The sequence below is a fragment of the Thermodesulfatator indicus DSM 15286 genome, from assembly GCF_000217795.1.
Taxonomy (GTDB): Bacteria; Desulfobacterota; Thermodesulfobacteria; order Thermodesulfobacteriales; family Thermodesulfatatoraceae; genus Thermodesulfatator; species Thermodesulfatator indicus.
This window is the reverse complement of sequence record NC_015681.1, coordinates 411313-423514: the sequence shown is the minus strand read 5'-3', so window position 1 is coordinate 423514 and position 12202 is coordinate 411313. Positions and strand designations below refer to the sequence as shown.

The window sequence follows — 12202 nt, the reverse complement described above, 5'->3', positions numbered from 1 at the left end:
TTTTTATCTCTCATTTTGGCAGAGGAAAAATTATTTTTAAATTTTTGAAACGTTTATAATCAACGGAATTACGTGTAAATCGTGGTTTAATTGTTCTGTCCAGCCTAGATCCCAGGATTCAAGTTTATATTCATTTCCAAGTTTTTTCATGACATCTTCTACTATTCCTTTAAGATTCAAAATAGGATGTTTTTTGAGGACAGGGGGGAGTCCTGAAGTTAAGTTACAGACCAGGCATTTACCAGGCCTGGCACTAAGACGCAATTCAAGCACAATTTTGCCTTCTTCTGGCTTCCATTCTCTCAAACCTAGTTCAAGATAATAAGCGGGTTCTTCGCCAAAATAAAAAGCTTCAAAAAATTCATTTACACGTTCTTTGGGCAAAAGTGATTTAACCCAATTTTCATCCATAGCGTTTTCCTAGTTATTTAAAAGTTTTTTAAGTTCTTCAAGATGGACTTTTTCTTTTTCTTGTTCCTCGGGAGATAAATTTGCCATGTATTTTTGTAGCCAAATTTTAACTTCCTTTCGTAAAGGTTCTAGAGGGAAATTTTCTTTTTTTGTAAAATTTTTAAGCCTTTTCCAGTTAATAAGGGCTCGCTCTATACCTCGATAATATGATTCTTTTCGGTTTTCGTAAGTAAGATCACGCTTGATAATAGAGAGATAGCGGTCTATTACCGCTTTTTTTAAATAGTTTTTTTCTTGAGAGGTGAGGTTAAGTTTTGGGCCTTCTGGGTCTTCGGTAAGGTAATGAAGGCTATTCCACAAAGCCACTTCAGGAATTTCGCCAGCATGTTTTATAATTTCTGCTTCTTCAATTACTTCTTCTCTTAAACTACTCATCAGCAAGCATCTTTTCTATTTCTTTCATTTTGGGAAGCTCTGAGAGGTCTTTTAGGCCGAAAATTTCTAAAAATTTAGGAGTAGTGCCATAGAGCAACGGTTTCCCAGGGACATCTTTTCGGCCACAAATTTTTACCAGCCCTTTTTCCATAAGATTTTTTATAGCGCCGCTACTATCAACACCTCTTATGCTTTCAATTTCTGCTTTGGTTATTGGCTGCTTATAAGCTATAATAGCCAGGGTTTCAAGAGCTGCTCGCGAAAGTTTGGGCGGGGCACCAAAAACCAAACGTCTAAGGAGGGGAGCGAACTCTTCTTTTGTTTCGAAGCGAAATCCTCCCGCCACTTCACGCAGAACAAAGCCTCTATTTTCATAAAAAGTTTTTAAAGAATTTAGTGCTTCTTTTAACTCTTTTTGATTAGCATCAGGAAAAATTTTTAAAAGCTCTTTTATAGTGACCACTCGGCCAGCGGCCAAAAAAACTGCCTCTAACGCTCTTTCAAGCTGTGCCCTATCCATTGATATCAAAACCGTGAAGTTTGAGAAATTCTTCAGAAATAGAACCTTGATTGTATGGTTTTAAAAGTCTTTCCACATATTTACCAATTATATCTACTTCGATGTTTACTTCGTCTCCGGGTTTTCTAAAACCAATGGTGGTAAGTTTAGCGGTGTGGGGAATGATGGCAAGCTCTATTGTGTTTTCTTTGACCTGGTTCACCGTAAGGCTTATACCATCAACAGCTATAGAGCCTTTTTCCACCAGATAGCGATTAAGTTTTTTGGGAACTTCTACCTTGTAAAAGATGAACTCTCCTTGATGACGTCGGTCAAGCACTCGGCCTATTCCATCAACGTGGCCCGTAACCAAGTGTCCTCCCAAGCGATCTCCTAGGCGCAAAGCCCGTTCAAGGTTGACTTTTTCCCCTGTTGAAAAGTTCCCTAAAGTGGTTCTTCGAAGGGTCTCTGGAGAGACATCTACCGAAAAGACATTTCCTTTGAGAGAAGTGACCGTAAGACAGGCCCCATTTACCGCTATGCTGTCACCAAGTTTGGTATCGGAAATATCGAATGGGACTAGAATGAAAAATCTTTTACCATTAGCCAGGGGTTCTATCTTTACAATTTCTCCTAGGCCTTCTACAATACCCGTAAACATGAGAGACCTCCTATGTCGTATATACTAATCGTAGAAGACGAACAAGATATTGCAAGATTAGTAGCTCGCACTTTAGAAAAAGAAGGGTTCAAAACCCGTATTGCCTCTTCCCTTGCCGAAGGTCAAGAATTAATCGATAAAGAAATTCCAGAACTAGTAATCCTTGACCTGATGCTTCCTGATGGAAATGGTCTTGAACTCTGTAAGTACCTTCGTTTTCAGGAGAAGACAGAAATTCCCGTTATGATATTAACAGCCAAAGGTGAAGAGATAGATCGCATTCTTGGTTTTGAGATGGGAGCAGACGACTATATTGTGAAACCTTTTAGTCCCAAAGAGTTGTCTTTAAGGGTTAAGGCCATTCTTAAAAGGGTTAAACAAACAGAAGCTCCCTCGGCCGCTATTACTATAGGGCCTCTTTATATAGATCCGAATTCTATGAAAGTAAAAATAGACAAAGAAGAAATAAAACTCACTAGAACTGAATTTAATTTATTATTAGCTTTGGCCAAAGCTAAGGGCAAAGTACTCACTCGAGAGATACTTCTTGAAAAAGTATGGGGCTATACTTTTGAAGGATATGCGCGTACGGTTGATACTCACGTGAGACGCCTTCGCAAAAAACTTGGCCCTTGTGCTGAAATGATAGAAACTGTCTGGGGCATTGGATACCGGTTTAAAGATTAATCTATTCCTATCACTGGTTTTAATAGCCAGCTGGATATATTTTGTAATAAAATGGCGCAAAAGGCCTATTTCTAAAGAAACTCCTCCCCCAAAATCAAGTAAGCCTGAGTCCAAAAGAGAAATTTCCTGGCCAAAAATTTTTGATATCCTTGAAGAAGGAGTAGTCATTTGTAAAAAAGATGGTTCTATCGTTTTTTTAAATCCCAAAGCTTATAGTTTTTTAGGTGTTGGACGTCCAAATGAGCTTCCCAATCTTTTTGACATTTTAAGAGATCCAAACATTCAGCAGGCCATTGAAAAAGGAGAAGGGCGTTCTTTTGAAAAAGAACTCTTTTGGCCAGCTTATCGAGTTTTTAAAATTACTACCTTGGCCATAGACGATGCTTTGAGAGCTTTGGTTTTCTTGGATTTAACACCTTTTAGAAAACTTTCTCATATAAGACGAGATTTTGTAGCTCATCTAGCTCACGAATTTCGTACGCCTCTGACGGCTATCGAAGGTTATGCTGAAGCCTTGTTAGAAGAAGTACCTGGAGATATGCGTCAGGATGTGAGCATTATAATAAAAAATACCAAGAGACTTTCTCGTCTTTTAAAGGAGCTCCAAGTTTTGTCTAGGCTTGAGTTGCAGGGCATTCCAGAAGAAGACTTTGAAGTAGTTGATTTAAAAGAAGTTATCCAAACGGCTATAGAAACGATTTCTATAAAGGCTCAAAATAAAAAAATAATTGTACATTGGAAATTTCCTGAACAATCTGTTCCTGTGTGGGGTAGTTTTGACGACCTTTTGCGGGCTTTTATTAATTTGCTTGATAATGCTATAAAGTTTAGCCCTTCTGGTAAGAATATATGGATTGTTTTGGAAGAAAAAGAAAAAGAATGGCAAGTGAGTATAAAAGACGAAGGTCCTGGTATAAAAGACTATGAAAAGGAACGAATTTTTGAACGCTTTTATCGTGGTAAAGATGTTAAAGAAGCAGGAACAGGTCTGGGGCTAGCTATTGTAAAACATGTTATCCAGGCCCATAAAGGGAAAATAAAAGTAGAAAGTAGTATAGGCAAAGGCAGTGAGTTTATTGTTAAGCTCCCCAAACACAGCCCTCCTCAAAGGAAAACGAGTTAAATGTAATAATTTAAAAGACTTATAAAGTAGTAAAAACTTAAAGCTAAATAATAAAAAGTTTATCATCAAAAATAAAGTATTTTGATATCTAAATACTTCAAATAATAATAAAGCAAAAATATTAACTTGTAAGCGTTTTTTAAAGAATAAGTCGAAAGCTTAAAAATAAAGATAATTCCTTTTCCCAAGGGTTACTTTTCTCGGCAAATACAACTGCTTGACAAAGAGATCCGCTTTTATATACACTCTCTAACGATCAAGATTTTAAGTGATTTTAATTATTAATTTTGATAATTTCAGGTTTTAAAGATTATTTTTTAAGAAAAATTTATAAAAGGAGCAAGAAAATGAAACCCAAAGCGCCTTTAATTTTGTGTTTTTTATTTGCTTTTCTTTGTAGTTCTTCCCTAGTAGTAGCTTCGGTTAACACATCTCCAGACGAAGAGAATTGTGCTATCTGTCATAGGTATCCTGGTCTAGCTTATATTGACCAAAAGACAGGAAAGATGAGGCTTTTTTATGTGAACCCTAAACTATATGCTCAATCAGTTCATGGAGAAATACTTTGTCGCTATTGTCATATAGGCTTAGATGTAATCCCTCACAATAATGTTAAAAAAGTAAACTGTGCTAATAAGTGCCATATAAAGGAACCTTCTACTAATAAAGAGTTTTCCCACGAACCAATTTGTGCCCGTTTAAAAGAAGGTGTCCACTGGCCTGGGGAACCTCCAAATCTCAAAAAATATCCTGAAGATTATCCTAAGTGTTCTGAGTGCCATGTAAATCAAATTTATAAGCCTGTAGTTGACCTGAGAACTTTAAAGCCAGGAATAAATCCAGAAGTTCTGAGACGCTGTTTGGGATGTCATCCCCAAGAAAAGTGGACCAAAAGATTTTATCAACACTTTGCTCATCGTATGCATCGGGCTAAGACCCCTAAAGAGTTAGTTGATTTGTGTCTTGCTTGTCACGCCGATGCTAATATGATGGCACGTCACGGTTTAGAACCTGTGTCTGGATATAAAGATACTTTTCATTGGAAGGCGGTTCTTTATAATGATCCTAATGCTCCGGACTGTATTAGTTGTCATGCTCCTCCACGTTTCAAACGCGATATACATAATATGCTTTCGGTAAAAGACCCTAACTCACCTCTAGCTCCCGCAAATAGACCGTTAACTTGTGCTAGTCCTGATGGAATAATCCAATGTCACCCTGGAGCTACTGAAAAGTTTGCTTCAGGAAAAATTCATAAAGTACCTATAGGGTTAACGGGAGATCCATTAAAAGAACTAAAAGCTAAATCAAAAATTACTGCTTCTGATGTAAAAGAAGAAGAATTAAGTCCTCAAGAACTCATGCAGAGAAAAATATACTACTGGGTAAAAGTTTTATATACTTTGCTAATCACTTTTGTTATAGGTGGAATGATGCTTCATCAAATGATGGATTTTTATCGTACAATTAGACGGAAAGATCACCATTAATATAAAATTTAAAAATGAGTGAGGATGGAGATATGGAAAACAGAGAACTAAAAGAATTAAATGTTGATCCTAAAAATCAATATGTAGTAAGGCTTAATGGGCACGAAAGGTTGCAACATTTGTTGACAGTTATTACCTTTTTTCTTCTAGTGTTAACTGGTTTTTTACTAAAGCTTCCAGAAGATTGGGTTAATAAAATTGTAGAAAGAGTAGGTCCAAGTTTTTATGATTATCGTACAGCTATTCACCATTATGCCGGCGCAGCTATGATTATCACTTGTTTTTATCATATACTTTATTGTATTTTCCATCCTGATGGTCGCCGCTTTATAAAAGATATGATACCTCGCAAAAAAGATGCTATAGATATTTTTCAAAATATTGCTTACTTTTTAGGTAAACGGCCTGAACCCCCAAAGTTTGATCGTTTTGATTATAAGGAAAAAATGGAATATTTGGCTTTAGTAGCTGGTACTATTATTGTTTCTGTTACTGGAATAATATTATGGTTTAATACTCATTTTAGCCTTTTTGCTATTGAATTGTCTGATCTTATCCATACAATGGAAGCTACTTTAGCTACTATGGCCATTATCGTATGGCATTTTTACGCAGTACATTGGAAGCCCGGTAAATATCCAATGAGTTGGATTTGGATAGACGGAAAAATGCATGTTTATGAGGTTTTAGAGGAACATCCATTATGGTATGAGCGGCTTGTTAAAGAAGGTAAGTTAATTCCATTGTCTGAAGAGGATTTAGAAGAGTTACATAGAATGCATCATAAATATGTGAGGCCAAAAGGAATTAAATTACTTTTTCATTATTTATTTAAGCTTCTAGCTATTCCTTCTATAATATTTTTTATAGGTATTTTTCTCTTTCTAGCTAAACTACTTTACTTTCCTACAGAAGCTACCTCTAAAATACAAGAAGCTTCATTGCTTATTGAAAAGCAGATAAAAGAAGAATCCGAAGCTAGAAAATGGATGGGGCATTTTCATAATATTGATAATACCATTTATTTAAAATTGTCAGATCCTCCAGTTTGTATAAAGTGTCATGGAATATATCCTCACTCAAAGTCTCCTGAGGTGCGTTCTCTACTAAATATGCATACTTATTTCTTTGCTTGTGAAGTTTGTCATGTTAGAAAAGATGAAGTTAAAGGAAAAATTAATTTTGTATGGTTTAACAATGAAACTGGAGAAGTGGTTACTACAATTAAAGGGGATAATGGTGTATATGGAGCTATGCTTGTTCCTGTACTTACAACACCTGATGGTAAGAAAATACGCATGGATAAGATGAATAAAGAATTTGTTGAAGAATACTTAAAAATAAAAGATAAATTAACACCAGAGGAGCAGGCTCGTGCCAAAGCTTTATTACATAGACACTTGTCTCGTAAGCCTATCCAATGTGACGAATGTCATCGTAAGAATGGATATATAGACTTTGTTGCTGTAGGTTATCCACCAGAAAGGGCAGCTAGCCTTTATAGAACTGAAGTAGCTAGAATGATTGATCGCTACATGAAATTCTATCTTCCAACTATGTTTGAGCCTGAATTGATGCGCCAACAGCGCCTACTTCGACCCGAAAAAACTAAATAGGAGTAAAATAATGTGTCGCCACCTGTTAATAACTGCAAAAAGAGTACTTAACAGGTGGCGATATATATTTCTATTTATTTTTACCCTTATAGTTTTTTGGCCAACAAATTGTTTATCGCAATCGGAAAGTGATAAAAGTATTCTTCCAATATTCAAGTATAAACTGTTATTCAAAATTGAGGGTTTTAAGCTTCCTAGCGATGTAGATATAGGTCCTGAAGGATGGATATATGTACTAGATGGAACTCAAAACTTAGTACGCATTTTTAATGCTTTAGGCCAACCTTTGTTTACTTTGGGAGGAGACAAGCTCTTAAAATGGCCATTAGGTTTAGCAGTATCTGCTAAAGGTGAGGTTCTGGTAGCTGATTCTCAAAACCATAGATTAGCTCTGTTCCCTCCAGGCATTAATAAGCCTCATTATATTAGTGTACCTTCTCCAAAGGGTGGGAGGCCTTCTGACCCTACTGATGTAGGCTTTGGTATAGACGGAAAGACATATATCGCCGTAGATAATGATAACCATAGAGTCTTAGCCCTAGATTATAAAGGGAAAATTGTTTGGGCTACAGGAGAAATGGGCCGAGGGCCGGAAGAATTTCGCTATCCATTTTTAATGGATACAGACGAGCAAGGAAATATTTATGTGGTGGAAGTAATTAATACCAGGGTACAGGTTCTTGATAAAAATGGCCATTTTTTGCGATTTATAGGTGAATGGGGAATTGATCCGGGTCAGTTTTTTCGCCCGAAAGGGGTTGCTGTTTCTAAAGATGGGAAAGTTTTTGTTTCTGACAGTTATGTAGGGGTAATACAAATTTTTACCAAACAAGGAAATTTCTTAGGAGCCGTGGGAGGGCCTGACGGAAAACTCTGGCGTTTTCAAACTCCAGTTGGTTTAGCTGTCAACGGTAAAAGGCTTTATGTGGTAGAAATGATTAAAAATAGAGTGTTAGTCTTAGAAGAAGTACCTTAGATGTTTTATTTGATTTTATTTCTATTAATAAATTTTTTGGCTGGTAATGTTTGGGCTGTAACTTTAAAGCCCAGTCCCACCAGAGAATGTGCTATATGCCATTTTCGTTGGATGGAACCTTTTTACTACGAGCACCGTGGCACTCCTTTGCATCCTTTGCAGGTAGAAAAAGTAGCTGGTGATGAAATGATGTGTTTTAGCTGCCACGATGGTTCTAATGAGGATTCACGGGTAAAAGTTTGGCTTAGAGATAGGCATAAAGTCAATATTAAGCCTTCTGATAAAGTTAGAATTCCAAAGATTTTTCCCCTTTCTCCAGATGGTAAAATAGTGTGTTGTACCTGTCATTCTGCTCATGGAGTACCAACAGATACTAGTATAGAAAGGGTTATATTTTTACGAATTTCTAATAAAGATTCTATAATGTGTGAATTATGCCATGTAAGACAAACCAAAAAAGATCGTAACCATCCTATGCACAAGGGAGACCGTCCTATACCTAAAAAACTTGTAGAAGCCGGGGCAGTACTTTCAGTAACTAATCCAAAACACATAATTTGTGAAAGCTGCCATACCGCTCATGGAGGAACCGAAAAGAATTTTATTTTACCTATTAGTGATTCTTCTTTGTGTAGTGCCTGCCATGAAGAAAAATACAGGGAAACCGAGCCCCAACGTCCACGGCGCAAAAACCATCCTTTGTTTGTAAAATTTCATGAAAAACATGGTGCTCCTAAACTATTTGCTGGTAAGAAGGGAACGGTGCAATGCAGTTCTTGCCATAAAGCCCATCAACCTGATGCTCCGCAAAAACCTTTTAAGCTTCTGGCAGCTCCTATTTTTGATTCTCAACTGTGTTTGATTTGTCATAATGAAAAGGGAACCCCTGTAAAAAATCATCCTGTAAAAATTACGTTTAAACTTCCTGAAAAATCTCGCTTAAAATTTTTTGTAGGTCCTAAAGGAACTCTGCAGTGTCTTACTTGTCATGGTATTCATCAAAAAAAATCTTTTCCAAAATCATTAGTGGCTGAGTACAATCCTTTATGTTCTTCCTGTCACCCTAAAGCCTTCCTAGTAGAGAAGACGGAGCATGATTTAAGGGTAACAGCTCCTGAGGAGAAGAATATTTTAGGAGAAGATGTTAAGACAGGGGGGTTATGTAGTCCCTGTCATGTACCGCATAATGCAACAGGGCCATATTTATGGGCGCGCAAGCTAGATGTTAAAGAGGCCTATCCATCAGATCTTTGTTTAACTTGTCATAATAAGGAAGCGATAGCATCAAAGAAGCTTGTAGGAGAGGAGACTCATCCGATAAAGATAGTGATGAAGAATCCTCCGAAAGATTTGCCATTTTATAAGGTAGGAGATAAGAAAGATCTTTTGGAGTGTAGTACATGTCATAATCCGCACCAGTGGGCACCTAATAAGAAGAAAAAAGGTCCTGGAAAGAATACTGAGGGTACTCCCCTTACTAGCTTTTTGCGTAAGCCAGCTGGTTTGAATCCTGTTCTTTGTGGAACATGTCACCAAAATCAGCTTTTAGTAGAGAAGACGGAGCATGATTTAAGGGTAACAGCTCCTGAGGAGAAGAATATTTTAGGAGAAGATGTTAAGACAGGGGGGTTATGTAGTCCCTGTCATGTACCGCATAATGCAACAGGGCCATATTTATGGGCGCGCAAGCTAGATGTTAAAGAGGCCTATCCATCAGATCTTTGTTTAACTTGTCATAATAAGGAAGCGATAGCATCAAAGAAGCTTGTAGGAGAGGAGACTCATCCGATAAAGATAGTGATGAAGAATCCTCCGAAAGATTTGCCATTTTATAAGGTAGGAGATAAGAAAGATCTTTTGGAGTGTAGTACATGTCATAATCCGCACCAGTGGGCACCTAATAAGAAGAAAAAAGGTCCTGGAAAGAATACTGAGGGTACTGAAATGAGCAGTTTTCTCCGGAAACCTAATTTAAAGTATCCAAAATTATGTGGAACTTGCCATCATGATCAAGCCTTTGTAACCGGTACAGATCATGATTTGCGAGTTACAGCTCCTCAATATGTTAATCTCCAAGGGAAATCTATAAAAGATGCTTCTCCGTGTACCGCTTGTCATGGTGTTCACAATGCTTTGTATGAGCCTTATCTCTGGGTAGCTCCTTTAGGTAATGGTCAAGACTATATAGAAAAAACTTGCTATGGCTGTCATAGTAAAGATGGCCCAGCAGCAGACAAAACTGTACCAGTTGGTTCTCATCCAACTAAACTATATTTTGGTTATCATAAAAAATATCTGTCACTTTTGATAGCAAAATATGTTCCTCTATTTACTTTAGATGGCAAGCGATCTCCTCAAGGAGTTATTACTTGTTCTACCTGTCACGATCCACATATTTGGGATGATAATAATCCTGAACAAGCTCCTTGGAAAAATGTAGAAGGGAATGTAATGAATAGTTTTCTTAGAAAACGTCTAGATTTAATGGAAAACTTCTGTTCTATTTGCCATGGGCCAAGTGCATTGTTTTTGTATCGCTACTATCATGATGCTGAAATGCGAGAAGAGTTACATCGTAGAGAAATTCCTTTAATTCAGAGATGAAGATGTTTATAAAAAAGATAATACTTTTGTTTGTAGCTAATTTGATATTTGCTTCTGCTGCTAAAGCTCAAAAGATATTTACACCTAAACATGACAAGATAGATTGTATAGCGTGTCATAAATCAGATTATCATGGTAAACCGACTAAAGAACTAATTTATGGTGGTAATGTAATTAAAATATGTCAAAAATGCCATCAGCAAGTCATGAAGCATCCTACAGCAATAAAAGTAAAAAATCGTACAATAATATTTTCTCTAATGAAACTTCCTTTATATAATGGAAAAATTACATGTACAACTTGTCATCAAATACATTTGAGAGAAAACGTAGATTATTTGCTTAGATCTAAGAACTTTTTGAGACATAATAGAGATATTCTTCCAAATTTAAATTTATATTCTGTTCTCTGTGTAGCTTGCCATGGAGATTTTTTAGAAAAAAAGAATGTACATGATAGACAAAAAAATAATTGCACATATTGTCATTTAGTTTCAATAGATAAAGATAAAAATAATCAAAGGCTTAAAGATTTTTTAGGTAAGTATAGTTGTACTCCTTGTCATCAGAACGTTATTTGTAGTATAGATCGTGGATATAATCCATTTATAGATCCAGAGATCCAAAAAAAGGCAAAAGAATTAAATTTGAATCTTTCTAATAAAAAGCCAATTTGTACTACTTGCCACCTAAATCATTTTAAGACTAAAGAAGAGAATTCTATAAAAGAGACTTACTTATTATTAGCATGGGAGTCTCGTAGTATTAATCCTCACTGGAAGAAATTATTTTGTAAAAACTGTCATTCTAATCAGCCATCACCTAATAGAGCTCCTTTAAAAAATAAAAATTTTAATCAGTTGTGCCAGAGATGTCATAATGATCAGTTTGCTAGAGCGGATATTCATCCGGTTGGTATTAAACCTAAAAAGATAAAAGTTCCTAAATTTCTGCCTCTTCAGGATGGGTTGCTAACTTGTGAGACTTGTCATAATGCTCGTATTCAATGTTTTCGTTATAAAGAAGCAAAGCGAATAAATCCCCTATTTTTAAGGGTAGCAGGTCTTTCACGATATCAATTTTGTTTCCTTTGCCATGAAGCTAATACTTATAGACGGATGAACCCTCATGAAAATCAAATTGATAAAAAGGGGCAAGTTATTAAAGAAAAATGTCTTTTATGTCATAGTTCGGTACCTGATCCTGAGCATAATTTTGGATTAAAAGATATAAAATTTGCTATGAAGGATCCTGATGAATGTTGTATCGGTTGTCATCCTGGTTATGAAAAAAATCATCCTGCAGGTTATACCCATACGGGGGTTAAGCCTTCTAAAAAAATTAAAAAAGCTATAGATACAAGCATAGAAAGAATAGGTGTAGAAATACCATTATATAATGGAAGAATTATTTGTGCTACTTGTCATAATCCACACCAAGAAGGAGTTATTAAGTTTAAGGCTGCAGCTACAGGTTCACTCCAATATAATAAATTAAGGCTTAAGGCCACTACAGAAATGTGTCTTGCATGCCATATAGATAAGGCCTTCCATAAAAAATCTACTAATCATACTATTAAGAAATAATAATAAAAATTAGTTAAAAAATTATAAATCTATCATAGAAAGAATACTTTTCTGTTTTTAGTCAATATAAACTGCAACAGAAAATCATTTAAAAAAATGACAAAAAAATTTATT

11 protein-coding genes are annotated in these 12202 nt (G+C 36.0%); 7 read left to right on the top strand and 4 right to left on the bottom strand.

Annotated elements, in window-relative coordinates; genetic code table 11:
* Positions 1–36: 36 nt before the first annotated feature.
* From THEIN_RS02020 to THEIN_RS02005, 4 genes are read right to left on the bottom strand one after another with little or no spacing between them, the layout of a single operon-like run.
* Entirely contained in the window at positions 37–411 is a 375-nt protein-coding gene (locus THEIN_RS02020) for a hypothetical protein (protein WP_013907028.1), read from the bottom strand.
* 9 nt (positions 412–420) lie between these two features.
* On the bottom strand, positions 421–846 hold the full coding sequence (locus THEIN_RS02015; protein WP_013907027.1) for a hypothetical protein: 426 nt from the start codon (positions 844–846) through the stop codon (positions 421–423).
* Positions 839–1366: an SMC-Scp complex subunit ScpB gene (gene scpB / locus THEIN_RS02010; RefSeq protein WP_013907026.1), complete on the bottom strand. Its 528-nt coding sequence runs from the start codon at positions 1364–1366 to the stop codon at positions 839–841. The genes THEIN_RS02015 and scpB overlap by 8 nt, the downstream gene beginning before the upstream one ends.
* Positions 1359–2006: a riboflavin synthase gene (locus THEIN_RS02005; protein WP_013907025.1), complete on the bottom strand. Its 648-nt coding sequence runs from the start codon at positions 2004–2006 to the stop codon at positions 1359–1361. Before THEIN_RS02005 ends, scpB begins: the two co-directional genes overlap by 8 nt.
* 12 nt (positions 2007–2018) lie before the next feature.
* Between THEIN_RS02005 and THEIN_RS02000 the strand changes: the two genes are divergently transcribed.
* The 7 genes from THEIN_RS02000 to THEIN_RS01970 all read left to right on the top strand — a co-directional run bounded on the left by THEIN_RS02000 (position 2019) and on the right by THEIN_RS01970 (position 12088).
* Positions 2019–2693: a response regulator transcription factor gene (locus THEIN_RS02000; protein ID WP_013907024.1), complete on the top strand. Its 675-nt coding sequence runs from the start codon at positions 2019–2021 to the stop codon at positions 2691–2693.
* A complete protein-coding gene (locus THEIN_RS11480; RefSeq protein WP_013907023.1) occupies positions 2671–3816 on the top strand; it encodes a sensor histidine kinase in 1146 nt (381 codons plus the stop codon). The genes THEIN_RS02000 and THEIN_RS11480 overlap by 23 nt, the downstream gene beginning before the upstream one ends.
* Before the next feature lie 347 nt (positions 3817–4163).
* The gene (locus tag THEIN_RS01990; RefSeq protein ID WP_013907022.1) at positions 4164–5306 is read left to right on the top strand and encodes a hypothetical protein; all 1143 of its coding nucleotides are present in this window, start codon (positions 4164–4166) and stop codon (positions 5304–5306) included.
* A gap of 32 nt (positions 5307–5338) precedes the next feature.
* A complete protein-coding gene (locus THEIN_RS01985) occupies positions 5339–6922 on the top strand; it encodes a formate dehydrogenase subunit gamma (protein ID WP_013907021.1) in 1584 nt (527 codons plus the stop codon).
* A gap of 10 nt (positions 6923–6932) precedes the next feature.
* Positions 6933–7898, top strand: a complete 966-nt coding sequence (locus THEIN_RS01980; protein WP_013907020.1) for an NHL repeat-containing protein — start codon at positions 6933–6935, stop codon at positions 7896–7898.
* Positions 7899–10502: a cytochrome c3 family protein gene (locus THEIN_RS01975; protein WP_013907019.1), complete on the top strand. Its 2604-nt coding sequence runs from the start codon at positions 7899–7901 to the stop codon at positions 10500–10502.
* A gap of 2 nt (positions 10503–10504) precedes the next feature.
* Positions 10505–12088, top strand: coding sequence for a cytochrome c3 family protein (locus tag THEIN_RS01970; RefSeq protein ID WP_169311140.1), 1584 nt, complete (start codon positions 10505–10507; stop codon positions 12086–12088).
* Positions 12089–12202 lie beyond the last annotated feature (114 nt).